At 71.6% G+C, this 24,731-nt stretch carries 22 protein-coding genes and 1 riboswitch; of the genes, 14 read left to right on the top strand and 8 right to left on the bottom strand.

The features are described from left to right. Positions 1 to 79: 79 nt before the first annotated feature. Positions 80 to 793: a DUF5995 family protein gene (locus G412_RS0122455; protein ID WP_028814047.1), complete on the bottom strand. Its 714-nt coding sequence runs from the start codon at positions 791 to 793 to the stop codon at positions 80 to 82. A gap of 120 nt (positions 794 to 913) precedes the next feature. Between G412_RS0122455 and G412_RS0122450 the strand changes: the two genes are divergently transcribed. Beyond that, positions 914 to 2,164, top strand: coding sequence for a glycoside hydrolase family 6 protein (locus tag G412_RS0122450; protein ID WP_244283184.1), 1,251 nt, complete (start codon positions 914 to 916; stop codon positions 2,162 to 2,164). 67 nt (positions 2,165 to 2,231) lie between these two features. Here the strand turns inward: G412_RS0122450 and G412_RS0122445 are convergent, their stop codons facing one another. Then, positions 2,232 to 3,614: a uracil-xanthine permease family protein gene (locus tag G412_RS0122445; RefSeq protein WP_028814045.1), complete on the bottom strand. Its 1,383-nt coding sequence runs from the start codon at positions 3,612 to 3,614 to the stop codon at positions 2,232 to 2,234. 595 nt (positions 3,615 to 4,209) lie between these two features. Further along, complete coding sequence (locus G412_RS0122440; protein ID WP_028814044.1) at positions 4,210 to 5,427, bottom strand: MFS transporter; 1,218 nt, start codon at positions 5,425 to 5,427, stop codon at positions 4,210 to 4,212. Positions 5,428 to 5,542: 115 nt separating this feature from the next. On the opposite strand from G412_RS0122440, the gene G412_RS0122435 reads away from it, so the two are divergent. After that, positions 5,543 to 6,751 carry an ROK family transcriptional regulator gene (locus G412_RS0122435; RefSeq protein ID WP_028814043.1) on the top strand — a complete coding sequence of 403 codons (1,209 nt, stop codon included), beginning with the start codon at positions 5,543 to 5,545 and terminating at the stop codon, positions 6,749 to 6,751. Positions 6,752 to 6,812: 61 nt separating this feature from the next. On the opposite strand, the gene G412_RS0122430 is transcribed toward G412_RS0122435, so the two are convergent. Beyond that, positions 6,813 to 9,143, bottom strand: a complete 2,331-nt coding sequence (locus G412_RS0122430; RefSeq protein WP_028814042.1) for a chitinase C-terminal domain-containing protein — start codon at positions 9,141 to 9,143, stop codon at positions 6,813 to 6,815. A gap of 184 nt (positions 9,144 to 9,327) precedes the next feature. Next, positions 9,328 to 9,458, top strand: a riboswitch (FMN riboswitch). 210 nt (positions 9,459 to 9,668) lie between these two features. On the opposite strand from G412_RS0122430, the gene ribD reads away from it, so the two are divergent. From ribD to G412_RS0122380, 10 genes are all read left to right on the top strand, one after another. Further along, positions 9,669 to 10,754 carry a bifunctional diaminohydroxyphosphoribosylaminopyrimidine deaminase/5-amino-6-(5-phosphoribosylamino)uracil reductase RibD gene (gene ribD, locus G412_RS0122425; RefSeq protein ID WP_028814041.1) on the top strand — a complete coding sequence of 362 codons (1,086 nt, stop codon included), beginning with the start codon at positions 9,669 to 9,671 and terminating at the stop codon, positions 10,752 to 10,754. 1 nt (position 10,755) lies between these two features. After that, positions 10,756 to 11,373, top strand: a complete 618-nt coding sequence (locus G412_RS0122420) for a riboflavin synthase (protein WP_028814040.1) — start codon at positions 10,756 to 10,758, stop codon at positions 11,371 to 11,373. Continuing rightward, positions 11,370 to 12,023, top strand: coding sequence for a nicotinamide mononucleotide transporter family protein (locus tag G412_RS0122415; protein WP_028814039.1), 654 nt, complete (start codon positions 11,370 to 11,372; stop codon positions 12,021 to 12,023). The genes G412_RS0122420 and G412_RS0122415 overlap by 4 nt, the downstream gene beginning before the upstream one ends. After that, positions 12,020 to 13,309 (top strand): bifunctional 3,4-dihydroxy-2-butanone-4-phosphate synthase/GTP cyclohydrolase II, encoded by a 1,290-nt coding sequence (locus tag G412_RS0122410; RefSeq protein WP_028814038.1) that lies wholly within the window; start codon positions 12,020 to 12,022, stop codon positions 13,307 to 13,309. Before G412_RS0122415 ends, G412_RS0122410 begins: the two co-directional genes overlap by 4 nt. A 41-nt stretch (positions 13,310 to 13,350) precedes the next feature. Then, the gene (gene ribH, locus G412_RS0122405; RefSeq protein WP_028814037.1) at positions 13,351 to 13,836 is read left to right on the top strand and encodes a 6,7-dimethyl-8-ribityllumazine synthase; all 486 of its coding nucleotides are present in this window, start codon (positions 13,351 to 13,353) and stop codon (positions 13,834 to 13,836) included. 35 nt (positions 13,837 to 13,871) lie between these two features. Further along, positions 13,872 to 14,153 (top strand): phosphoribosyl-ATP diphosphatase, encoded by a 282-nt coding sequence (locus G412_RS0122400; protein WP_028814036.1) that lies wholly within the window; start codon positions 13,872 to 13,874, stop codon positions 14,151 to 14,153. Positions 14,154 to 14,216: 63 nt separating this feature from the next. Beyond that, the gene (hisG, locus tag G412_RS0122395) at positions 14,217 to 15,074 is read left to right on the top strand and encodes an ATP phosphoribosyltransferase (RefSeq protein ID WP_028814035.1); all 858 of its coding nucleotides are present in this window, start codon (positions 14,217 to 14,219) and stop codon (positions 15,072 to 15,074) included. Positions 15,075 to 15,118: 44 nt separating this feature from the next. Next, the gene (locus tag G412_RS0122390; RefSeq protein WP_028814034.1) at positions 15,119 to 15,571 is read left to right on the top strand and encodes a PH domain-containing protein; all 453 of its coding nucleotides are present in this window, start codon (positions 15,119 to 15,121) and stop codon (positions 15,569 to 15,571) included. A 181-nt stretch (positions 15,572 to 15,752) separates the two neighbouring features. Next, positions 15,753 to 17,087: a hemolysin family protein gene (locus tag G412_RS0122385; protein WP_028814033.1), complete on the top strand. Its 1,335-nt coding sequence runs from the start codon at positions 15,753 to 15,755 to the stop codon at positions 17,085 to 17,087. Then, positions 17,084 to 18,178, top strand: a complete 1,095-nt coding sequence (locus G412_RS0122380) for a hemolysin family protein (protein WP_028814032.1) — start codon at positions 17,084 to 17,086, stop codon at positions 18,176 to 18,178. Before G412_RS0122385 ends, G412_RS0122380 begins: the two co-directional genes overlap by 4 nt. 20 nt (positions 18,179 to 18,198) lie before the next feature. Here G412_RS0122380 and G412_RS0122375 read toward each other — a convergent pair whose 3' ends face one another. Together G412_RS0122375 and G412_RS35580 are read right to left on the bottom strand one after the other, a co-directional pair. After that, positions 18,199 to 20,124 carry an AAA family ATPase gene (locus G412_RS0122375; protein WP_028814031.1) on the bottom strand — a complete coding sequence of 642 codons (1,926 nt, stop codon included), beginning with the start codon at positions 20,122 to 20,124 and terminating at the stop codon, positions 18,199 to 18,201. Between the two features lie 328 nt (positions 20,125 to 20,452). Continuing rightward, positions 20,453 to 21,106: a uridine kinase family protein gene (locus G412_RS35580; protein WP_037649575.1), complete on the bottom strand. Its 654-nt coding sequence runs from the start codon at positions 21,104 to 21,106 to the stop codon at positions 20,453 to 20,455. A gap of 170 nt (positions 21,107 to 21,276) precedes the next feature. On the opposite strand from G412_RS35580, the gene G412_RS0122365 reads away from it, so the two are divergent. Further along, complete coding sequence (locus G412_RS0122365; RefSeq protein ID WP_028814030.1) at positions 21,277 to 22,626, top strand: peptidase C39 family protein; 1,350 nt, start codon at positions 21,277 to 21,279, stop codon at positions 22,624 to 22,626. Positions 22,627 to 22,683: 57 nt separating this feature from the next. On the opposite strand, the gene G412_RS0122360 is transcribed toward G412_RS0122365, so the two are convergent. Together G412_RS0122360 and G412_RS0122355 are read right to left on the bottom strand one after the other, a co-directional pair. After that, on the bottom strand, positions 22,684 to 23,631 hold the full coding sequence (locus G412_RS0122360) for a DUF6114 domain-containing protein (protein ID WP_425274501.1): 948 nt from the start codon (positions 23,629 to 23,631) through the stop codon (positions 22,684 to 22,686). Then, complete coding sequence (locus tag G412_RS0122355) at positions 23,622 to 24,170, bottom strand: DUF6230 family protein (RefSeq protein ID WP_244283191.1); 549 nt, start codon at positions 24,168 to 24,170, stop codon at positions 23,622 to 23,624. Before G412_RS0122355 ends, G412_RS0122360 begins: the two co-directional genes overlap by 10 nt. A 264-nt stretch (positions 24,171 to 24,434) precedes the next feature. Here G412_RS0122355 and G412_RS39775 point away from each other — a divergent pair, with 264 nt between their 5' ends. Then, positions 24,435 to 24,590, top strand: coding sequence for a hypothetical protein (locus G412_RS39775; protein ID WP_157839150.1), 156 nt, complete (start codon positions 24,435 to 24,437; stop codon positions 24,588 to 24,590). The last annotated feature ends 141 nt before the right edge of the window (positions 24,591 to 24,731 follow it).

Below are 24,731 nucleotides of genomic sequence, written 5' to 3'. Positions count from 1 at the left end.
GGGCGGGAACGCGGGCTCGGGCTGTCCGACAGACGCTGTTCACCGCGGCTTCACCGGGGGCCGCGGCGCGGGCCGGGGATCAGTCGCCGCAGGGCAGCGGGGTCAGCAGCATCCGGCCGACCAGTCCCACCCCCGCGTCCAGTCGCTGCGTGAAGTCCTCGGCCAGCTCCGGCAGTTCACGCAGTCCCCACAGGAGCCGGGCGGCGGACCAGGCGGCGTCGCGGGCCCGTTCCAGGCTCCACGAGCCGAGCAGATGCGTCAGCGGATCGGCGATCTCCAGCAGATCGGGTCCCGGCATCAGCTCCTCGCGGATGCGCTCCTCCAGCGCCACGAGTGTGTCGCCCACCCGGTCGAAGTCCCCCTCCAGATCGGCCGGCCGGCAATCGAGCGCATGGCAGGCGTCGACCACGGCGAGCGCGAGATCGTGCCCGATGTGCGCGTTGATCCCGGCGAGGGCGAACTGCAGCGGCCGTACGCCCGGATGGCGCCGGTACTGCAGCAGCGGTCGCCAGCAGGCGGGCCCCCGCCGGCCCGCCGACGAGGCGTCGACGGCGGTCAGGTAGCGCTCGGCGAAGAGCACATCGAGGGTGGCGGCGGTGCGGGCGTCAGGGAACAGGCCGCCGTCGATACGCCGGTCGATCTCCTCGGTGACCGCGAGATAGACGCGGTTGAAGACCGCGAGACCGTCCGACGGCGGCCAGTCGCAGTGGAAGGAACGAATCCGCGCCACAACAGTGTCGACCGAGGTCCGGGAGCGGTCCGTCTGAGCTGGGAAGTGCTCGATCTGCGCCATACGGGCAGCGTCGCAGCCCTAGGCTTTTCACCGGGCGCCGTAGGTGCGGGCTTCCCCAATACGGGGGAACGAACCGCGTCGCGGGCGCCGGGGGATCGGCCATCCGGGGGGAGAACCAGGGTGCCAGGTTTACGTGCGCGGCGCAGGATCGAGCGCGCCGAGCGGCGACGCGCCAAACGCCGCAACGCGATGGCTTTCGCGGCTTCGGCGGTCGTAGCCGTCGGTGCGGTGACGGGCGTGCTGTCCGCGGTGACGGGCGAGGCGGACCACAGGAACAGCGCAAGGCCCCAGACGAGCAGAACGCCGGTTCCGGGGCCGCTGCCCGCGCGGCCGAGCCCTTCGGCGACGCCTTCCACGCAGGCCCCGGTGCCGGCGTCGCGCACGGCCTCGCCCTCGCGCTCGTCCTCGCGTCCGTCGCCCTCGCGTCCGGCGCCGACGCGCGCCGAGCCGTCGCCGGGCCAGCCCACGCCGGAGCCTCCGGCGCGGCCGCCGTCCTCCCCGCCGGGCTCCGCCGCCCTCTACCGGCACCCGGAGTCCCAGGTGCTCGACTGGGTCAGGGCGAACCGCGACGACCCCAGACACCCGCTCATCAAGAACCGGATAGCCGACCGGCCCGCCGCCGTCTGGTTCGCGGCGTACAACCCGGGCGCCGTCACCGCACAGGTGAGGTCCGTGACTTCGGCCGCGGCGACGGCGGGGCGGATCCCGGTCCTCGTGCCGTACGCGATCCCTGACCGGGACTGCGGGGGTGCGTCGCAGGGCGGTGCGCCGGACCTGGCGGCGTACGACGACTGGATCGGGGACTTCGCGGCGGGGCTCGGTGGTGGCGAGGTCATCGTCATTCTGGAGCCCGACTCGATCGCCCTCTCCGACTGCCTCTCCGCGGGTGAACGGCAGGCGCGTTTCGCCTCGCTGGCACGCGCGGGCCGCACCCTGCACGCCGCGAATCCGCGGGCGAAGGTCTACTTCGACGCCGGCCACTCCGGCTGGCACCCGGCCGGCAAACAGGCCGCCGCCCTGCGCGCGGCGGGCGCCAGGTCGAACAGCGACGGCATCTTCACCAACGTCTCCAACTTCCACCGCACCGCCGACGAGGCCGCTTACGCCCGGCGCGTGCTGGCCGCGCTCGGCGGCCCGGCGGGTCTTGGCGCGGTCATCGACACCAGCAGAAACGGCAACGGCCCGCCGGCCGGGGGGCAGTGGTGCGACCCGGCGGGCCGGGCCCTCGGCCGGGCACCGACGACTCGGACCGGCGAGGCGCGGGTCGACGCCTACCTCTGGATCAAGCTGCCGGGGGAGTCCGACGGCTGCAAGGGAGCGGCGGGTACGTTCACACCGGACTACGCCTATCAGCTGGCGCGGGGCGACTGAAGTCGGCCGCTCTGGAGGCGACGCTGAGCTGACGACCGCCCGCGCCGACGCCGTAACCGGCCAGTGCCTACTGGCTCTTGACAGTGTCGTACGTCGACGTGCCCGCGTCCAGCAGCGGCTCCTGCTCCTTGAGGTGGTCGGGGGCGAGGGCGCGGAGCGTGTGGTAGCCGGTGATCACGACGATCGTGCCGAGCGCGATGCCGCTGAGCTCGAAGTTCTCCGTGATCTTCAGGCTGACGCCGCCGACGCCGATGATGATGCCCGCGGCGGCCGGCACCAGGTTCAGCGGATTGCGCAGGTCCACGCGGGCGTTCAGCCAGATCTGGGCGCCCAGCAGGCCGATCATGCCGTACAGGATGACGGTGATCCCGCCGAGTACGCCGCCGGGAATGGCGGCCACCACCGCGCCGAACTTCGGGCAGAGGCCGAAGAGCAGCGCGAAACCGGCGGCGGCCCAGTAGGCGGCGGTGGAGTAGACACGGGTGGCCGCCATGACGCCGATGTTCTCGGAGTACGTCGTGTTGGGGGGGCCTCCGACGGCGGTGGACAGCATGGACGCGGCGCCGTCGGCGGCGATGGCGGTGCCGAGCTTGTCGTCGAGGGAGTCGCCGGTCATCTCGCCGACGGCCTTGACGTGCCCGGCGTTCTCCGCGATCAGAGCGATGACGACGGGCAGCGCGACGAGGATCGCCGACCACTCGAAGCTCGGCGCGTGGAAGGAGGGGAGGCCGATCCAGTCGGCCTGCCCGACCGCCGAGAGGTCGAGCCGCCAGTGGTCGACGGCCTCCGGGCCGCCCATGGGCGAGTGGATCTTGCCGAAGATCCGGTCGAAGACCCAGGAGACGGCGTACCCGAAGAGCAGGCCGAGGAAGATCGCGACGCGCGAGAAGAAACCGCGCAGGCAGACCACGGCGAGCCCGGTGAAGAGCATCACCAGCAGGGCCGTCCACTGGTCCTGCGGCCAGTACGTCGACGCCGTGACCGGGGCCAGGTTGAAGCCGATCAGCATGACGACCGCACCGGTGACGACCGGGGGCATCGCGGCGTGGATGATGCGGGCGCCGAATTTCTGTACGGCGAGACCGGCGAGGAAGAGCGTCGCGCCGACGACGAGGACCGCGCCGGTGACGGTGGCGCTGTCACCGCCGGAGGCGCGGATCGTGGCGGCCACGCCGACGAAGGAGAGCGAGCAGCCGAGGTAGCTCGGCACCCGGCCGCGGGTGGCCAGCAGGAAGATGACCGTGGCGACGCCGGACATCATGATGGCGAGGTTGGGGTCGAGCCCCATGAGCACCGGAGCGACGAACGACGCCCCGAACATGGCCACCACGTGCTGGGCGCCGAGCCCGGCCGTACGGGGCCAGGAGAGGCGCTCGTCGGGCCGTACGACGGCTCCGGGGGCGGGGGTCCGCCCGTCGCCGTGCAGGGTCCAGCGCACCCCGAGGTTCATTGAGGCTCCAGTACATCCAGATTCGGTCAAATATGATCCAAGCCATGCTAAGGCCGAAAAGAATCCGCTCTTGCCGGGCGGGGCGCGTGGGCGGGGCGCGCGGGCAGGGCAGGTGAGGCGGGGCGGCGTCGCGTGCGAACCGGCCGCTGCGCGGGCCTTCCCCGACCCGCCCCTTCCCGAACCGGGGCTCCACCCCGGACCCCGCTCCTCAAACGCCGGAGGGGCTGGAGTGGCCGGGGGCGAGCTGCTGGTGCGGAGCCCGACGTGGCGGAGCCGAGCGGAGGCGCTGGGGTGGCCGGGTGGGCGAGCAGTCGGGGCGGAGCCCGACCCGGCGGAGCCGACCGGAGGGGCTGGAGTGGCCGGGGGGGCGAGCTGCTGGGGCCGAGCCCGACGTGGCGGAGCCGAGCGGGGGGGCTGGGGTGGCCGGGTGGGCGAGCAGTCGGGGCGGCGCCCGACCTGGCGGAGCCGACCGGAGGGGCTGGAGTGGCCGGGGTGGGTGAGCAGCCGGGCCCACGCGGCGGAGCCGCGAAATGTCACAGCCGGGAAGGGGCGGGTCAGGGAAAGAAGCCCGCGCAGCGAACCGCCCCCTGGCTCTTCAGCTCTTCGTCGCGGCCGTCGCGGCAGGGGTGTCGCTCCCGGCGCCCGCCGAGACCCGGCCCGCGCCGCGCAGTACCCCCGCGCCCGCCACCAGCCCGGCCGCCAGCGCCGTCACCACCCCGAACGACACCACCAGCGACGTCGCGTCCGCGACCGCGCCGATCGCCGACGGGGCGATCAGCCCGGAGGTGTACGTGATCGTCGCGACGCCCGCGATCGCCTGGCTCGGGTTCGGTCCGGAGCGTCCCGCCGCGGCGAAGGCCAGCGGCACGACCACCGCGACGCCGAGCCCGATCAGCGCGAAGCCCGCCATGGCGAGCGCCGGATGGTGCGCGGCGACGACCAGTACGCCACCGGCCGTCGCCGCGACGCCGCCCACCCGGACCGTACGCACCGGACCGAACCGGTCGACCACCCGGTCCCCGGCCAGCCGCGCCACCGCCATCGTCAGCGCGAACGCGGTCGTCGACGCGGCCGCGACGCCCGGCGAGGTGTCCAGCACGTCCCGCAGGTAGACCGCCGACCAGTCCAGGCTCGCGCCTTCCGCGAAGACCGCGCAGAACCCGATCGCGCCAATCACCAGCGCCGACTTCGGCGGCAGCGCGAAGCGCGGCGGAGCCTCCGCGTCCGGTGCGCTGCGCAGGTCGATGACCCCCTGGCAGGCGACGAGCCCGAGCACGGTCAGCGCGACGGCGGCCAGTGCGTGGTGCAGCCGCGCGTCGCTGCCCAGGTGCGCGGCGAGCGTGCCCGCAGCCGAGCCGGTCAGCGCGCCCGCACTCCACATGCCGTGCAGCCCGGACATGATCGACTTGTCGAGCCTGTTCTCGACCTCGACACCGAGCGCGTTCATCGCCACGTCCGACATCCCCGCCGTGGCGCCGTACACGAACAGCGCGGCGCACAGCGTCAGCAGGTTCGGCGCCAGCGCGGGCAGCGTCAGCGCGAGCGTCCACAGCACGAGTAGCCCGCGCAGCGCGCCCCGCGCCCCGAACCGGTGGCTGATCGCACCGGCCAGCGGCATCGCCACCGACGCTCCGATCGCCGGGAAGGCCAGCGCGAGCCCGAGCTGACCGGCGCTGACGCCCGTGTGGTCCACGATCCACGGGATACGGGTGGCGAAGCTGCCGGTGACCGCCCCGTGCACACAGAAGACGGCGGCCACGGCGTACCGTGCCCGCTTCAACTCCCGCTGCCCGAAGACCATTTCGCCCGTCATACGTCGCGCCCTCCCCGTTCGCCCATCACTTCCAGCGTGACATCCAGCGTGCCGGAGGAAACTATCAGGAACCCTGCCTGATAAATAGAGCGGCACGTCTGAGAGGATCCGTGGCATGCCCGCCTCACCGAGCACCGCCCGGGTCATCAACGACCGCTTCGCCCTGAAGCTGCTCCAGGACGAGGGTCCGTTGACGGCAGGACAGCTCAAGACGCTGACCGGACTCTCCCGCCCCTCCGTCGCCGACTTGGTCGAACGGCTCCAGGGCGCGGGCCTGATCACCGTCGTGGGGGAGACCGGAGCGCAGCGCCGCGGCCCCAATGCCCGGCTGTACGGGATCGTCGCGGACCGCGCGCACCTCGCCGCGCTCGACGTACGGACCCAAGGGGTCTCCGTCGTCGTGGCCGACCTGGTCGGTACGACCCTCGCCGAGGCGACGCTGCCGATCGACGGCGACGCGACCGGCACCGAACCCGCTGTGGAGCAGGCGGTGGCACTCCTGGAGCGCACCGCCCGCGAGGCCGGCGCCCGGCGTCTGCACAGCGTCGGCATCGGCGCGCCCGGCCTGATCGACCCGGCGACCGGGGAACTGCGCCAGACCACCGGCCTCCCTGCATGGCACCGCAGGCTGGTCGCAGCCCTCCAGGAGCGGCTCCCCGCCACGGTGCTGGTGGAGAACGAGACCAACCTCGCCGCCGTCGCGGAGCAGCGCCTCGGCGCGGCCCGCGACCGCGACACCTTCGTACTGCTCTGGCTCGGCCACGGCGTCGGCGCGGCGCTCGTCCTCGACGGCAAGCTGCGCCGGGGCGCCTCGGGCGGCGCGGGCGAGATCGGCTTCCTGCCGGTGCCGGGCACCGCGGGGCTGCCGTCGGCGACGGACTGCGGCGGCGGATTCCACTCACTGGCCGGCGCCGCCGCGATCGCGGAACTCGCCGCGCGGTACGGCATCCCGACGACAGGGGACACCTCCGCCGCCGCCGGTGTACGGGCGGCCCTCGCGGCGGGGCGGGCGGGCGAGCCGTTCCTGGACGCCCTCGCCGCCCACCTGGCCGTCGGCGCGGCGGCCGTCACCGCGATCCTCGACCTGGGCTGCGTGGTCCTGGGCGGCGAGAGCGGTCATGCGGGCGGCGCGGCCCTCGCCGCCCGCGTCGCCGACAGGCTGGCCACGATGTCGCCGCTGCGCACGGAGGTACGGGCCGGGGAACTGGGCGGCGCGGCGGTGCTCCAGGGCGCGCTGCTCGCGGCGCGGGACGCGGCCCAGGACGACGTGTTCGCGCCCCGGAGCCAGGGCCTTTCCGACCCAGTTCCGCCGGACAGGCCCTAGCGGGAAAAAGACCCGGCGGCGGGAAGGGCCGGTCACCGCCGCCGGGCGTTTCGACCGGGCGTCAGCAGGCTCCGAGGTCCTGCCAGACGCCCCACTCACCGGTAGTACCCGGTTCTTCGCCCTTGGTCCACCACTTGGACTTCCAGTGGTGGGACTTGTGGGCGACTGTCGTACCGCTGCCGTACGCGGACGAAACGGCCCACGCGGGCCCGGCGCACGGCCCACCCGGGCTCGGCGTGGGGCTCGGGTCCGGACCGGGGCCGGGGTCCGTCACCGGGTCCACCACCGTCGTACCGCGCGCCAGGTCCCCTGCCAGGGCGTAGGACTGGCCGCCGAAGGTCACCGTCCAGTTGGACGGGGTCGACGTCGGCAGGTAGTAGACGAAGTCCAGCTCGACCGAGGCGCCGGGCGCCAGCGTCTGCCAGGCGGGCAGCTTCAGCGAGACGCGGTTGTAGTCGCCCTTGAGGCCGCCGATGTTGTCGGGGGCGGTGTGGTCGCTGCGGACGATCTTCGTGTTGAAGCCGGACTGGTCCTTGGCGTTGGCGGGTGCGGAGGTCGCGTAGTCGAACTGGAACTCCGTGCCGCCGGGCAGTGTCGCCTTCGAGTTGTTCGTGATCCTCAGCTTGGGGCTGATGGGGTAGTTGGAGTCGCCCAGCGGGAACTGCCCGAAGTCCACACCGATGTCGAGCGCCTTCGCCGGCAGGTCGATCGTGGACCGCTTCGCGCCGTACGGCGACGCCGACTTGAACTTCTCGTACATCACCGTCGTCAGCGAGTCGCCCACCTCGTACTGGCCCTTGGCCGCGTTCCAGTCGTAGTCGCCCGCGAGCTCCCAGACCATCGTGCCGCCGATGCCCTTGTCCACCACGTAGTCGGCCTTCGCCCTGACCGACTGCTCGTCCTCGGTCGACAGGAAGACCTTCTTCTGCGCGTTCCAGAGCCAGGGCGCGACGAGCGTCGCGTCGTACTTACGGGTGTACGTGCCGGTCAGCCTGGTGTCGGCGGGGAAGCCGTACCGCGTGACGTAGTCCCCGACGACGCCCTTCTCCAGGTTCTTCGCGTGCCACATCGGGTTGGACCCGGCCGGCGACTCCTTGCCCGCCGTGTCCTTGTCGTGCCACAGGTTGTCGATTCCCGACGCTCCGTCGCCGCACTTGGTCAGCCCCGCGCCGGCTGGACAGTTCGTCGAGGGTGCCTTGCCCCACAGACCGTCCGTACCGCCCTGCACATTCTTGTGTCCGCGGGTGTAATAGGGCAGTCCGATATTGATGCGTCCGGCCGGCATCGAGCCGCGGAAGTAGTGATAGGCCCAGTCGGGGTTGAGATAGCCAACCCCGCCGTACTGTGCGGTGGAATACACGCCCGCCGCCGCCAGTTCGGCGTCCTTGCCGTCGTCGAAGAGCGAGGCGTTGGGGCCGGCGTATTCGTTCCAGGCGCCGTGGAGGTCGTACGACATGATGTTGACGTAATCCAGGTACTTCTGGACCTGGAACGTCTCCATCCCGCGCAGCAGATATCCGGACGAAGGCGCGGCCACCGTCAGCAGGTAGTGCTTCCCGTCGGCCGCGCCCGCCCGGTCGAGCTTCTCGCGCAGTGACTTCATCAGTGCCGCGTAGCCCTTGACCAGCCCGGCGCGGCGCGCGTTCGCGTACGAGAAGTCCAGCGGATTGCCCGCGTCCTTCATTGTCGTCGGGTACTCGTAGTCGATGTCGACGCCGTTGAAGCCGTACTTCTTGATGAACGCGACCGTCGAATCCGCGAAGGTGTCGATGCCCGCCTGGTTGACCGAGCCGTCCGCGTTGGTCGCCATCGCGTAGAAGCCGCCGGAATTCACCCGGTCACCGTTGTCCGCGAAGTACCCGCCGGTCTCGGCCCAACCGCCCACCGATACAAGCGTCTTGACGTCCGGGTGCTGCTTCTTGAATTTGTTCAGCAGGTTGAAGTGACCCTTGTAGGAGTACGCCGGGTCCATTTCCGCACCCGTCACGCCCGGCCAGGTCATCCCGGTCGCGGCGTTCTTCTCGCCGTCGGAGCCGACCGAGATCCTGTGGTCGCTCCCGATGTGCGCGAAGGCGTAGTTGAGGTGGGTGACCTTGTCCCACGGGATGTCGGAGGCGACGTAGGCGGGCTCGCCGTTCTTGCCCGTACGCCAGCCGGTGAAGTAGCCGATGACGCGGCGCTGGTGGTCGGCTCCCATCTTCTCGCGGCCCTCGGCGTCGTAGACCGCGCAGTACGGGACGTCGACGCCCGGGGTCTTGTACAGGCCGTCGGGGCGGCAGGACTCATGGCCGGCGGCGTGCGAGACGCCTCCGGCGAGTGAACTGATCAGCAGCCCGGCGACGGTGGCGCCGGTGGCGAGCAGCGAGGTTCTCGCTCGGGTGGGGGACAGCACGGTCTGTTCCTCCTGGGGAGGGTCGGCCTGGCGCAACGAACGAGGGGTGATCGTCGTGTGACGCAGACGCTAAGAGGACTAGACCAGAGCGTCAATAGGTATGGACCAACCTCTGTGAGTCGGGCCACAGGCGATCGTGTGCATGGCACTCCACCGGCGTGGCACACTGACCCTGTACCAGCAGCAGCGCACTCCGGGGTCGGTGTAATTCCGAACCGGCGGTTACAGTCCGCGACCCGGTCACCTCCAGTGGCCGGTTGAACAGGTGAAATTCCTGTACCGACGGTGAAAGTCCGGATGGGAGGCAGTGCGCGGCGGGCCGTCACCGGTCATGGGTACGCCGCTGTCGGCGGTTCGGCTCGTCCCCCAGGGGCGACCCCTCTTTTTCCGGCTACGGCGCCCCCGCACCCGTTGGCGTTTGTTCCCGCTCTCTGTCGTCATCGACAGCCCCGGAGTCCGTGCCCGAAGAGGCAGGAGGACCCGGTGGCCACCGCAGCCGAAGCAGCCACGACCGACGCGAACGCCATGCGCCGGGCGCTCGCGCTCGCCGCCCGTGGACTCGGTTCCACCAGCCCCAACCCGGTCGTCGGATGCGTCGTCCTGGACGCCGAAGGGCAGCTCGCCGGCGCCGGATTCCACCAGCGCGCTGGCGGCCCGCACGCCGAGGTGCACGCCCTGCGGGAAGCGGGGGAGCGGGCGCGCGGCGGTACGGCGTACGTCACCCTCGAACCCTGCAACCACACCGGCCGCACCGGCCCCTGCGCCCAGGCCCTGATCGCCGCCGGAATCACCCGCGTCGTCTACGCCGTCGCCGACCCGAACCCGCAGGCCACCGGCGGCGCGGACACCTTGCGCGCGGCCGGGGTCCGGGTGGAGCAGGGGCTGCTCGCCGACGAGGCTGAGGCGGGCAACGCCGCCTGGCTGACGTCCGTACGCCTCGGCCGCCCCTACGTCCGGTGGAAGTACGCCGCGACGCTCGACGGCCGTATCGCCGCCGCCGACTCCACCAGCCGCTGGATCACCTCCGCCGAGGCCCGCGCCGACGTCCACCGGCTGCGCGCCGAGGCCGACGCCGTGATCGTCGGCTCCGGCACGATGCGCGCCGACGACCCGCATCTCGCCGTACGCGGCACTGACGGCACAGACGGCGTCAACCAGCCCCTGCGCGTCGTCGTCGACACCGACGCCACCGCCGTCAAGCGCGGCGCCCGCGTCCTCGATGACGCCGCGCCCACCCTGATCGCCGTCGCCGAGGACGCCGACGCCGCGCACCTGGCCGAAGCGGGAGCAGAGGTCGTACGGCTGCCACGCGCCGCCACCGGCCTCGACATCCACGCGCTCCTCGCCGCCCTGCACACCCGCGGCGTGCGCTCCGTACTCCTCGAAGGCGGGCCGACGCTGGCCGGCGCCTTCGTCGCCGCCGGGGCGGTCGACACGGTCACCGGTTACCTCGCCCCCGTACTCCTCGGCGCCGGCCCCGCCGCCCTCGCCGACGCCGGAATCACCACCATCACCGAGGCGTTGCGGCTCGACGTGACCGAGACCGTCCGCGTCGGCCCCGATCTGCGCATCACCGCCGTCCCCGCCACCCCCGTATCGAAGGAGCACTGAAGTGTTCACCGGAATCGTCGAAGAGCTGGGTGAGGTCACCGCCGTCGAGAACCTCGGTGACGCCTCCCGTTTCCGACTGCGCGGGCCGCTGGTCACCGAGGACGCCAAGCACGGTGACTCGATCGCCGTCAACGGCGTCTGCCTCACCGTCGTGGACTGCGGGGACGGTGAGTTCACCGCCGACGTGATGGCCGAAACGCTGAAGCGCTCCAGCCTCGGCGCCCTCACCACCGGCTCCCGCGTCAACCTGGAGCGCCCCATGGCGCTCGGCGGCCGCCTCGGCGGACACCTCGTCCAGGGGCACGTCGACGGCACCGGCACGATCACCGGCCGCGAGCCGTCCGAGCACTGGGAGATCGTCAAGGTCTCGCTCCCCGCGGGCCTCGCCCGTTACGTCGTCGAGAAGGGCTCCATCACCGTCGACGGCGTGAGCCTCACCGTCGTCGAGGCCGGGGACGACTACTTCACCACCAGCCTCATCCCCACCACCCTCGACCTCACCACCCTCGGCATCAAGCAGGCCGGGGACCAGGTCAACCTTGAGGTGGACGTACTCGCGAAGTACGTCGAGCGGCTCATGGGCGCAGACGGGTCCGGCCAGAAGGAGACCGTGAAGTGAGCGCCGTGTCCTGGCTGAACAGCGAGGCCTTCACGGCCTTCGACCAGCACATCCTGTGGTCCGACATGATCGGCAACACCATCGGCCTGATCGCCCTCGCGCTCGGCTGGCGGCGCTCCATATGGACCTGGCCCGCCCAGTTCCTGTCCGGCGTCATCCTCGTCGCCGCGTACTTCTCCGCGAACCTCAGCGGCGGCGTCGGCAAGCAGTTGCTGGTCATCGGCGTCGCCCTGTGGGGCTGGCGGCAGTGGCAGCTCGGCCGGCAGCAGGCCCGGGACGGCTCGATCGCCGTCCGCTTCGCCACCTGGCGCGAGCGCGCACTGCTGCTCGCCGGAGCGGTACTGGGCACGCTGGCCGTCGGCGGCCTCTTCACGCTGTACCCGTCGCTGTCCTGGAGCCCCTGGGCCGACGCGTACATCTTCGTCGGCACGCTCGTCGCGATGGTCGCCCAGGCCCGCGGCCTGGTCGAGTTCTGGTTCGCCTGGCTGCTGGTCGACCTCGTGGGCGTACCGCTCGCCTTCAGCAGCGGGCTCGCCTTCTCCGGTCTTGTGTACGTCGTCTACTTCGCCCTCGTCCTCTGGGGTGCCTACGACTGGTGGCAGCGCACGCGTACGAGCGTGAAGCCCGCCATGGAAGGAGCAGCAGCATGACCGCCCTGCCCACGTGGTACAGCACCGCCAACGCCGAGGACCTGGCCCTCGACCCCGTCGAGCAGGCCATCCGCGACATCGCGGCCGGCCGCCCCGTGGTCGTCGTCGACGACGAGAACCGCGAGAACGAGGGCGACCTGGTGATCGCCGCCGAGATGGCGACCCCCGAGATCGTCGCGTTCATGATGAGCGAGTGCCGCGGCCTGATCTGCGCTCCCATGGAGGGCGACGAGCTGGAGCGGCTCGAACTCCCGCAGATGGTCGAGAACAACACCGAGTCGATGAGTACGGCCTTCACCGTCTCCGTCGACGCCTCCGCCGCGCACGGCGTCACCACCGGCATCTCGGCCGCCGACCGCGCCGCCACGCTCCGGCTCCTCGCGAGCGGCCGCTCCACCGCGGGCGACTTCGTCCGCCCCGGCCACATCTTCCCGCTGCGTGCCAAGCCCGGCGGCGTACTCGTCCGCAACGGCCACACCGAAGCCGCCGTGGACCTCGCCAGGCTCGCGGGCCTGCGCCCGGCCGGCGCCATCGTGGAGATCGCCGGCGAGGACGGCGTGATGCTGCGGCTGCCCGAGCTGATCCCGTTCGCCCGCAAGCACGGTCTGACGATCATCTCCATCGAGGACCTGATCGCCTACCGCCGCACCTCGGACCCCAAGGTCCGCCGGGAGGCCACCGTCCAGCTCCCCACGTCGTTCGGGGACTTCACGGCGTACGGCTACCGCTCCACGGTCGACGGCGTCGAGCACGTCGCGCTCGTCCACGGTGAGATCGGCGACGGCGACGACGTCCTCGTGCGGATCCACTCCGAGTGCCTGACCGGCGACATCTTCCACTCGCAGCGCTGCGACTGCGGGCCGCAACTGGAAGCGTCCATGCAGCGCATCACCGAGACCGGCCGCGGCGTCGTCGTCTACCTGCGCGGCCACGAGGGGCGCGGCATCGGACTGCTGTCCAAGCTGCGCGCGTACGAACTCCAGGAGCTCGGCCGCGACACCCTCGACGCCAACCTGGAGCTGGGCCTGCCCGCCGACGCCCGCGACTACGCGGCCGGTGCGCAGATCCTCGAAGACCTCGGCGTGCGGAGCGTGCGGCTGATGACGAACAACCCCGAGAAGACCGCCGCGCTCGTACGGCACGGCCTGACTGTCATCGGGCGCGAGCCCATGCCCGTCAAGGCCGGCGAGCACAACCTGCGGTACCTGCGGACCAAGCGGGACCGGATGGGACACGACCTTCCGTGGCTGGACGGCGCCTCCGCCTCCACCTGCGGCAACCAGTAACCACGTCAGTAATCCAGTACGTCAGTAAGAAGGAGAGACGCGTGAGCGGCAAGGGCGCACCCGAACTGAGTGTGAAGAACTGCGGAGACCTTCGGGTGGCGGTGATCGCGGCGCAGTGGCACGAGAAGGTCATGGACGGCCTCGTCGACGGCGCGCTGCGCGCCCTGCACGAGCTGGGCATCGACGAGCCGACCCTGCTGCGGGTCCCCGGCAGCTTCGAGCTCCCGGTCGTCGCGAAGGTCCTCGCGGGCCGCGGTTACGACGCCATCGTCGCGCTCGGCGTCGTCATCCGGGGCGGCACCCCGCACTTCGAGTACGTGTGCCAGGGCGTGACGAACGGCCTGACCCAGGTCTCCGTCGACACCGGTGTCCCCATCGGTTTCGGCGTACTGACCTGCGACACCGAGGAGCAGGCGCTCGACCGGGCCGGGATCGAAGGCTCGAACGAGGACAAGGGCCACGAGGCGGTCACCGCCGCCGTCGCCACCGCGACCACACTGCGCACGGTCGCCGAACCCTGGCGCTGAGTGGCAGCGTGCCACCCCGTACTCTTAGGACCATCATGGCGAACAAACCCACCAAGAGCTTCGAAGAGCTCTTCACCGAGCTCCAGCTCAAGGCCGCCAACGGCGACCCCTCCACCTCACGCACCGCCGAGCTGGTGGGCAAGGGCGTGCATGCCATCGGCAAGAAGGTCGTCGAGGAGGCCGCCGAGGTCTGGATGGCCGCCGAGTACGAGGGCAAGGAAGCCGCCGCCGAGGAGATCTCGCAGCTGCTGTACCACGTCCAGGTGATGATGGTCGCCCGCGGGATCTCGCTCGACGACGTCTACGCCCACCTCTGAGCCGCACGGCCCCCACATACGCACCGACCCACGACTCCCACCGCACAGAAGGAACCTGACCTCATGCTGCGCATCGCCATCCCCAACAAGGGCTCCCTCTCCGGACCTGCGTCGGAGATGCTCCATGAGGCCGGTTACCAGCAGCGCAAGGAGTCGAAGGAGCTGCGCCTCGTCGACCCCGAGAACGAGGTCGAGTTCTTCTACCTGCGCCCCCGCGACATCGCGATCTACGTCAGCTCGGGCCGCCTCGACATCGGCATCACCGGCCGCGACCTGCTGCTGGACTCCGGTGCCAGCGCCGAGGAGATCCTCCAGCTCGGCTTCGCCCGCTCGACCTTCCGTTACGCCACCAAGCCCGGCACCGCGACCGGCGTCAAGGACTTCGGCGGCATGACGGTGGCCACCTCGTACGAGGGCATCGTCGCCAAGCACCTGGCCGACGAGGGCATCGACGCCGCCGTCGTCCACCTGGACGGCGCGGTCGAGACGGCCATCGAGCTGGGCGTCGCGCAGGTCATCGCAGACGTCGTCGAGACCGGCACCAGCCTGCGCAACGCGGGCCTCGAAGTGATCGGCGAGCCGATCATGAAGTCAGAGGCCGTCGTGATCCGCCGCACCGGCGTCTCCGCCGAGGAGGCCGTCGACCCGAAGGTGGCCCAGTTCCTGCGCCGCCTCCAGGGCGTCCTGGTCGCCCGCAGCTACGTGATGATGGACTACGACTGCCGCGCCGAGCACCTCGAAGCGGCCGTCGCCCTCACTCCCGGCCTGGAGTCGCCGACCATCTCACCGCTGCACAACGAGGGCTGGGTCGCCGTCCGTTCCATGGTCCCGGCCAAGGAGTCCCAGCGCGTCATGGACGACCTGTACGAGCTCGGCGCCCGCGCCATCCTCACCACGGCCATCCACGCCTGCCGCCTCTGATCGCCGTACCGCCGCCCGCACTCCCGCTAAGGAACCGCGCCGCCGTGTCACAGCCCGACCTCCCCACCCTGCCGGTCACCTTCCGGCCGACCCGTACGCGGGCCGTCCTCGTGACCGTCGGGGTGGCGATGTTCGCCGTCATCACCGCCGTCGCGCTGATGCTCGACACGCTCAGCGGCGCCGAGCGGGCGGCGTTCATCTTCACCGCGCTGCTGCTCTTCGGCGTACTGCTGCTGCTGAGCCGCCCGAAGGTCGTGGCCGACGAGGCAGGAGTCACCGTGGTCAACCTGACCACCCGGCGCCGGCTGGAATGGGCCGAGATCGTACGGGTCAACCTGCGCCCGGGTGACGCGTGGGTCTTCCTCGACCTCAGCGACGGCACCAGCCTGCCCGCCCTGGGCATCCAGCCCGGTGTCGCCAAGCAGCAGGCCATCCGCGACGCCCGCGCCCTGCGCGCCCTCGCGGAATCCCGCGGCACCGGCACACACACCGGCTGAGCACCTGCCTGACGCGCCCTGGTCCCGTTTACTCTGTGGGAGGCGGCGCCGAGTGCGCCCCGCTCCGCGTTTCAGGGTCCCCACGGCCCGCGGGGCACCTGCGACCCGAGGAGTGACTCCCTCCAGCAATGGACGGATCGTCCGGCAGTATCTGCGCCGCCCCTTCCGCTGAGGCGGCGGCATGACCATCTCCCTCCTGCTGCTTGCCGCAGCGTTCCTCCTGATCCTTGCCAACGGCTTCTTCGTGGCCGCCGAATTCGGCCTGGTCACCGTCGAGAAGCAGGACGCCGAACGCGCCGCCGCCGAAGGCGACCGGCGCGCCCGCACCGTCGTCGAGGCGCTGCGCGAGCTGTCCTTCCAGCTCTCGGGCACTCAGCTCGGCATCACCATCACCTCGCTCGTGGTCGGCATGCTGGCCCAGCCCGCGCTGGCCCACCTGCTGTCCGGTCCCTTCACCGCGGCCGGCATACCCCAAGGAGCCGTCCCCGGCGTCTCCGTCATGGTCGGCATGCTGCTCGCGTCCGCCGTGCAGATGGTGATCGGTGAGCTCGTTCCGAAGAACTGGGCGGTCTCCAGGCCGTTGCAGGTCGCGCGGTTCGTCGCGGGACCGCAGCACCTCTTCTCGACCGTCTTCCGGCCCGTGATCTCCCTGCTGAACGCGGTCGCCAACCGGCTCGTACGCCTGCTGGGCGTCGAGCCCACCGACGAGCTGGCCTCCGCCCGCACCCCCGGTGAACTCGTCTCGCTCGCCTGCCACTCCGCGCGGGCCGGCGCCCTGGAACAGGACACCGCCGACCTGTTCGTACGCAGCCTCTCGCTCGGCGGGCTCACCGCGCAGCACGTCATGACGCCGCGTGTGAAGGTGAGCGCCCTGCAGTCCACGGCGACCGCGGCCGACGTACTCAACCTCACCCGCGCCACCGGCCTCTCGCGCTTCCCCGTCTACCGGGACCGCATCGACGAGGTCGTGGGCATGGTCCACCTCAAGGACGCGCTCGCCGTTCCGCCGCACGCACGACTGCGGACCCCGGTGGCCAGGGTCGCCGTACCGCCGCTGATGGTCCCCGAGACCCTCCCCGTGCAGCAGCTTCTCGAACGGCTGCGCAGCGAGCAGCCCATCGCCGTGGTCGTCGACGAGTACGGCGGCACGGCCGGGGTCGTCACCCTGGAAGACATCGTCGAGGAGCTCGTCGGAGAGGTCAGGGACGAGCACGACGACGAGGGCGCCGAGCGGCCCGAACTGGCCGCCGCGCCCGCCGAGGACGGCAGCCCCGCCTGGGAGGCGGACGGAAGCTGCCGGGTCCTGACCCTGCGCCGCATAGGCCTCGACGTGCCCGAGGGGCCGTACGAGACCGTGGCGGGCCTGGTCGCCGACCTGCTGGGGCGCATCCCCGCCCCCGGCGACCGCGCCGAACTGCCTGGCTGGCGGCTCTCCGTGCGGCAGGTGGACCGCTACCGCGCCGAGCGGGTGCGGTTCGTCCGTACCGCGCGGGCCGTCACGGAGGCCGTGCGATGAGCGTTCTCCAACTGCTGTTCGCCATGCTGCTGGTGCTCGCCAACGGCTTCTTCGTCGGCGCCGAGTTCGCGCTCGTCTCCGTACGCCGCAGCCAGATCGAACCGCTCGCGGCGGCCGGCTCGTCCCGCGCCGGACAGGTCATGCAAGGTCTGGAGAACCTGCCGCAGATGATGGCGGCGGCGCAGTTCGGGATCACCGTCTGCTCGCTGACACTCGGCGCGGTCGCGGAACCCACCGTGGCGCATCTCCTTGAGCCGGTCTTCCACGCTGTGCACCTGCCGGAGGGGTTGATCCATCCACTGGGGTACGTGATCGCGCTCGCCGTGGTCGTCTTCCTGCACCTGGTCATCGGCGAGATGGTGCCGAAGAACCTCGCCATGGCCGCGCCCGAGCGGACCGCGCTGTGGCTGAGCCCGGGGCTCGTCGGATTCGCCCGGCTGTGCCGTCCGGTCACGGCGGGGCTCGGCGCGTGCGCGCGGGCCGTGCTGCGGCTGTTCGGCGTCGAGGCCAGGGACGAGGTGGAGGCGGTGTTCACCAGTGAGCAGCTCAACCGGCTCGTCGAGGACTCGGGCCAGGCCGGTCTCCTGGAGCCGGGGGAGCAGGAGCGGCTGGAGGACGCACTGGAGCTGGGCAGCCTGCCGGTCACCGACGTGCTGCTCGACCGGGCGTCACTGGTCACCGTGGAGCCGTCGGTCACGCCGCGCGAGATCGAGGAGCTGACGGTGCGGACCGGCTACTCCCGCTTCCCGGTGTGCGTCGGCGGCGGCGCGTTCATGGGGTACGTCCACGTCAAGGACGTACTCGACCTGGAGGAACGGGAGCGGGCTGTTCCGCAGCAGGTCTGGCGGCCGATGGCGACGCTGAGCGCCGAACTGCCCCTGGACGACGCGCTGTCCGTGATGCGCCGTGCCGCGACACATCTGGCGCAGGTCGCGGACGGCGCGGGGCGCGTGCTCGGCCTGGTCGCGCTGGAGGACGTACTGGAAATGCTGGTGGGTGAGGTACGCGACCCCGCCCACCGGGTGGTGCTGCCCCGGCTGCCGGACGACGCGGCGACGGCGGCGGACGAAACGGCGGCGCTGGTGGGGTGACGGGCGGGCCGTCCGCGCGTTCAGAGCGCGGGCGGTTCCTGCCGCCCGCGACTCGCCGGGCCGCGCCCCGAAAGGACCTCACCGTACGCCTGCATCAGGTCCGGCAGGCGCAGTGTCGCCAGGTCGTCGCGGGTCGGTGTGCCGGCGTAACCGGACAGCCGGAGGTCCCGGTACGCGCAGCTCTTCTCGTACAGCGTACGCAGGAAGCGGCCGTTGCCCAGCTCGTCGATCCAGCCCTGGTCGACGACGTGCCCGCTGATGCTGCGCAGCTCGTCCAGCGCCTCCTCGTCCCACGCGTCGCCGTTCTCGGCGGCCAGCACCTCGCCGATGGACGTCAGCTCGGAGGGCCGGTAACTGGGGAAGTCCACCCGGGTCGTGAAGCGGGACGACAGGCCGGGGTTGACGGCGAGCAGGCGGTCCATGCCCTCCGGGTAGCCGGCGAGGATCACGACGAGGTGGTCCCGGTTGTCCTCGGCGCGCTTCAGCAGCACCTGGAGGGCCTCGTCGCCGTACGCGTCGCCCTTGCTGTAACCGGAGTTGGAGAGGGAGTACGCCTCGTCGACGAAGAGAACCCCGCCGATCGCCGAATCGATCAGCTCATTGGCCTTGACGGCGGTCTGGCCGAGGAACTCACCCACGAGGTCGGCCCGCTGAGCCTCCACCAGATGGTCGCCGCCGAGCAGCCCGAGCGCGTAGAACACCCGGCCGAGGATGCGCGCGACCGTGGTCTTGCCGGTGCCGGAGGGGCCGGAGAAGACGAAGTGGCGTTTCGGCGGCTGTACGGGAAGGCCCTGCCCGGCCCGCAGCCTGGCCATGTTCAGTTGCGCGGACAGCGCCTTGACCTGCCGCTTCACCGGTTCGAGGCCGACCATGCGCTCCAGCTCCGCCAGCGCTTCGGCGAGCAGCGCGGGATCGGAGGGGCCGGCCGGAAAGGCCTGCCCCGCCTTCGGTCCGGGCGGTACGGAAGCCTTCTCCCGTACGCCGCTGCCCCCGGCCACCGCCGCCGGACCGCCACCGAGCGGCGGCTGACCCCCGTCGCCGAACAGCAGGTCCCGGACCCCCTCCGGGACCTCGGGTCCCGCCAGGCTCTCCGTGTCGCCCGCCGCGTCCGCCGCGTCCTGGCCGATCCCGGCCAGCGACACGGCGGCGAAGCCGGCGGAGTCCTCGTACCCGTCCCCCTCGGCGATCGCCGCGAGCCGCGCCGAGGTGTCCATGAAGGCCGGATCCACCCGGTGCACGGCCCGGTAGAGCGGCAGCGCGGCGGCGCTGCGCCCGGTGCCCTCGTGCGCGCGGGCCAGCCAGTAGCGCAGCTCTTTGCGCTGCGGCTGCTCGCTGCGGCAGCGCATCAGGGCGGCCGACAGCATCGGCTCGGCCTGCCCGTACATCTCCAGGCGCACCCGCGCCATGCCGCCGAAGAGCCCGGTCTCGATGCCGAGCAGCGGGTCGTCGACGAGCGGATCGGTGTGGCGTACGAGCTGCTCCCAGTCCTTGACCAGGTACGCCCGGCAGGCGTGCAGGAACCGCACCTGCGGATCGGCGTCCACCGGCGGCAGCCCGGCCAGCGCCCGGTCCAGCTCGGGAACTTGGCGGCCGTCGAGCCAGTGGGAGGCGTGCGCGAGCAGCAGGTCGCGCGGTTTCTCCAGGACGGGCTGCACCCACCAGCCCAGCCAGTACCAGGAGTTGAGGGTCCGCCGGTGCCGGGCGCGCTGCTCGCCGAAGCGCTCGCGGTGGCGGTACATGCGCAGCAGCGCGGTGGTGGTGTCGACGCGCAGCGCGTGCAGGCCGAGCCAGCCGTCGGCCATGCCGGGATCCATCCGTACCGCGGCCCTGAATTCCTCTTCGGCCTGCGGATACGCGCCCATCGTGTACGCGTCGACACCACGCAGCCAGGCGAGGTCGGCCGGGGCGTTGACGCCCTGCGTGCCGAATTCCGTCACGTTCCCCACGAAACCGTGCCCCCTGTGATGTGCCACCGGGCAGGCGCCCGTCAGCAGGCCTCAGAACCGCCGTGTCGCGCACGGGAATTGACCGCACCGAAGGGCATCGTACCTGGGAGGGCGGTCCGGGCTTAAGGGTGCCGCAGGCGCGGGAATGACCGGTGACCCAGGGTGAGCGAATGGCGTCACCGCCACCCGGAGAGGGGTGCTGTGGGCAGAACGAAGCCCCCGATCACGGGGGAACAACCGGGGGCTTCGCGTCTGCGGCGGCTTCGGAAAGCCGCACATTGAGAACGTAAGACCTGTACGGCCCCCGGGTCAAGCGGAGTTGAGGCACTCACCGGGGAGGTTTTCCGGCCGTTTCGGAGGGCGGGGCCAGGTGGTCACCTACCGTGACGGAGTGGTTCGGAAACGCTGTCGCGAAAGGTCCCGGACGCCACTCGTACCCCTCGTGACACTGCCGTACCAGCAGATCGGCGTACGGCCGCGAGGGGTCCGTGGCGAAATGGCGCATCTCCGCCGCCGTCCAGCCGTCCCAGAACTCCGCCTGCGCCGGCCCGTCCCTGCGCCGCCCGCGCGCCCACGACTCGCGGGCGCCGAGATCCATCCACAGCAGCCGCGCGAGATCCGGCCGTACGGCGGCCCGCCCGGCCCCGACTCCCTCGATCAGCACCACGGGCGCGGGCTCCAGCGGGCACGCGGGCCCGAAGCGGCGCAGCGTCCAGTCGTACGTCGCGTACCGCGCACTCTCCCCGCGCGAGAACGGACCCGTCACCTGCTCGCGCAGCCGTCCGGTCCACTCGAAGAGCTCCTGGTGGGTGGCCAGATCGTCGAGGTGCAGTACGGGCGCTCCGCCGAGCGCCGCCGCGAGCCGGGCGGCGAAGGTGCTCTTGCCCGAACCGGCGTGCCCGTCGACGGCGACCAGCCGCACGGGGCCGCACGAGGGCGGCAGCGCGCGCAGGCAGCGGGCAAGCTGATCGAAACGTTCCACGCCTCCACCCTAGGCCCCGCGCAGCGGCCCGGCCCGTGCCACCGGTTCACGCCAATATTGGTGCGGCGACGCGGTCCCAAGTGCTGGCAGAAGCCCGCTCCCACCGGCCATAGTTGGCGCACTGTCGTGCACCTGCCCGCGCATCCACATCCGACTCGGGGGCCATGACCATGACCAGACCCACCTCCCGCCGCACCGTCCTGACCGCCGCGATCGCCGCGGCGGTAGGCGCCACCGCAGCATCCACGTCCCCCGCCGCCGCTGTCACCGCCCGCGCCGCCGCCCCGCCCCGCCTCGTGGACAACCGTTTCTGGTCCTGTGCCAAGGACTGGCGCTCCGGCACCGCCGCCGGCACCCAAACCGTGGCGGGCCGCAGGCCAGGACTGGTCATCGGTACGCCGTCGGGCCGCACGGACTACATCGACCCGCACACCGGCACCACCGCCACCTGGGAGAGCGCGACCTGGACCTCACCGGTCCACCGCTCCACCGTCCCGGCGACCGAGGTCATCGCCTGCTGGAACGCCCACACCCCGCCCGGGACCTGGCTCTCGGTCGAGCTGCAGGGCACCTACTCGGACGGCACCACGACACCCTGGTACGTGATGGGCCGCTGGGCGGCGGGCGACGCCGACATCAAGCGCACCTCCGTCGACGACCAGAGCGACGGCCGCAGCAGCGTCTGGACCGACACGTTGTCCATGAACAGCTCGGCCGGGTCCCTGCGCCTGGCCTCGTACCGCCTGCGTCTGACGCTCCACCGCAAGCCCGGCACCGACCTGACCCCCACGGTCTGGCGCCTCGGCGCGATGGCGTCCGACATCCCCGACCGCTTCACCGTGCCCGCCTCGCAGCCCCGCGTCGCCCGTGAGCTCGCCGTACCGCGCTACTCGCAGAACACTCACATCGGCCAGTACCCCGAGTACGACAACGGCGGCGAGGCCTGGTGCAGCCCCACCTCCTCGCAGATGATCATCGAGTACTGGGGCCGCGGGCCCAGCGCCGAAGACCTGGCGTGGGTCGATCCGGCCTTCGAGGACCCGCAGGTCTGCCACGCCGCGCGCTTCACGTTCGACTACCAGTACAGCGGATGCGGCAACTGGCCCTTCAACGCCGCGTACGCCGCGACGTACAAGGACATGAGCGCCGTCGTCACCCGCCTCCACTCGCTCACCGACCTGGAGACCCTGATCCGCGCGGGTATCCCCGCCATCACGTCGCAGTCCTTCCTCCAGGAGGAGCTGACCGGTGCGGGCTACGGCACGGCAGGGCACCTCATGACCGTCATCGGCTTCACACCCGACGGCGACGTGATCGCGAACGACCCCGCCTCGCCGGACAACGAGGCCGTACGCCGCGTCTACCAGCGCCGCGAGTGGGAGAACATCTGGCTTCGTACGAAGCGCTACAACGCGAGCGGGAAAGTGGTGTCCGGCACGGGCGGCGTCTGTTATCTCTACTGGCCCGCTCACCCCACACCCGCCCAGCGGCGCGCCCTCGCCGCCGTCGGCGTCCGCTGATCCCACCGGCCGGCCTCGGGGGTGTGGCGAACGTACGTCATCCACCCCTGGGGCCGGTCACGACGCCTCCAGGGTCAGCCCGTCCGTGACGATCAGGTCCGAGGTGACCAGAGCCTGTTCGGCGCTGACATCGGTCATGAAGACGAACGGCGGCACCACGGGCGGCACCGGCAGGCCGTCCGGGGTGAAGGTGAGGCAGAGGATGCCCTCCAGGCAGCCGCTGAACTTGGTGAGGTAGAGCGTCACATCGCCGCTCAGGTCCAGGGTGTCGGCCCCCAGGGCGAGTTCGTCGCGGCCGTCGCGGGTCCTGAGGCGGTAGTCGGTGAGGGAGGCGGACCGCATCTTCAGCACCATCGCCTTCACCGGACCGCCTGCGGTCGGCACCTCCCGCACCCCCGCGACCAGGAAACCGTGCGGCGCGAAGAGCGTGGTGGTCACGGTCGGCGGCGTACGGGCCGCGAGGACCGGCCCGGTATCCGGCGCCTTCAGGGCCGGGCCCTGCCCGAGCGCCGCGAGCAGCACGACCGGCAGCGCGGCCGCCAGCGTCCGCGGCCCCTGCCCGTCCGGCAGCGGCGAGCCCTCGGCCCCCTCCTCCTGCGCCCGTACGGGCGTCCAGCCGAACCCCATCGCGCTGCCCGCGATCCCGAGCCCCATGCCGACCACGAAGCCGCCGAGATTGGTCGCGGCGAAGGACAGGACGGACAGCAGCAGCGCGTTGACGCTCACGTAGTGGCGGGTGTGCGGCAGGAACCACAGGAACAGGCCCGCCGTGACCAGCGCGAGCCCGATCCCGATCGCCGCCAGACCGCCGAGCCCGAGGCTCACCAGCACCGTCAGCGGCGACAGCGGCACCAGCAGCAGCTCGGTGCCGCCGAGTACCAGCAGCAGCCCGCCCCAGAACGGCCGGGTCCGCCGCCAGGCCCGCAGCCTGCGCCGCGCGTCCGGGTACGGCAGCCGCTCCGCCGGCCATCCCTTCGCCGGACGGCGGCGGCGGGTCAGAAGCACTTCTCGCCGTCCAGGCTCACGTCGATGCTGAGCCCCTTCAGCCGGAAGTTGCCGCCGGTCGCGGACCAGGCGTGCGACTTCACGCCCGCGACCTCGATGTCCCCGGCCTGGAGGCCGAACTTCCCGGCCTCGCCCTTGATCCCGGCCACCTGGTCCAGCGTCGACGCGTCGCGGCCGATCTGCGCCGTGCCGAAGCGGGCGTCACCGACGAGGTCCTCGGCGTCGATGACCAGGCTGGTGGCCGTCACCTCACCGGCCTTGCCGCCGGCCGTCAGTCTGAAGACGACCTTGCCGACCGGGGTGGCGATCTCGGCGGCCTGGCAGATGTCACTGAGCCTGGCGTCGCCGATGCCGAGCAGCGCGACGGGATGCCCCTTGCCGTCCGCCGACCGGTCCGTCTGCACGTAACTGGACAGGCCCTGGCTCGTCAGCTTCCCCGACGCCACCTGGAAGCTCGTACCCGATACGGCGAACGACGCGGCCAGCGCTCCCTGGCCCATCATCGACGCCATCGCCCCGACCGAGAGGACCGCCGGCATCGCGACGACCGCTGTCTTCTTCCATGCCGTTCTGCCCTCGGCAGGCGGCTGATGCTTGGCTGCGCTCACTTGTTCCTCCCGTACGTCGCTGCGGTGCGCAGGGGAAGTGCGTGGCTGATCGCCTACAGGACGACGCAGGAAGGGAGTTCGCGCAGGTCTGCCATACTGCGGAGATCCTGTGGCAGTTGGAGACTAGGGCCGGCGGAGGGCGCGTACGGCCGCCGTGACATCCCGCTGACCGCCCGATTGGCCCTGATCGGCTGGATGACTGGCGTCGAAGGGATCACGCTGGACTGGCTGGGACATCAGGAACTCGACCGCGCCGCCGTCCGCGCCCTGCTCACCAGGCTGCTGCGCGCCACGCTCCGTACGATCGAGGAACTGGAACCGAGCTGCCCCGCGCCGTCCACGACCCCGTGACGGAAGACATTCCATCGGGCATACTCAACGCGCCACAGCCGCTGGCCAGCGACTTCCGTGACCCGGAGGAGTGCCGGCGGCCAGGCGGCAAGACCCGGCGGCGCCGCCACACCCTGCGCGCGCGACCGCCGCAGCGCCCGA

It is taken from the genome of Streptomyces flavidovirens DSM 40150 (assembly GCF_000429085.1).
GTDB lineage: Bacteria > Actinomycetota > Actinomycetes > Streptomycetales > Streptomycetaceae > Streptomyces > Streptomyces flavidovirens.
Note: the sequence above shows the minus strand (reverse complement) of the source record. Positions and strands in the feature narration are given on the sequence as shown.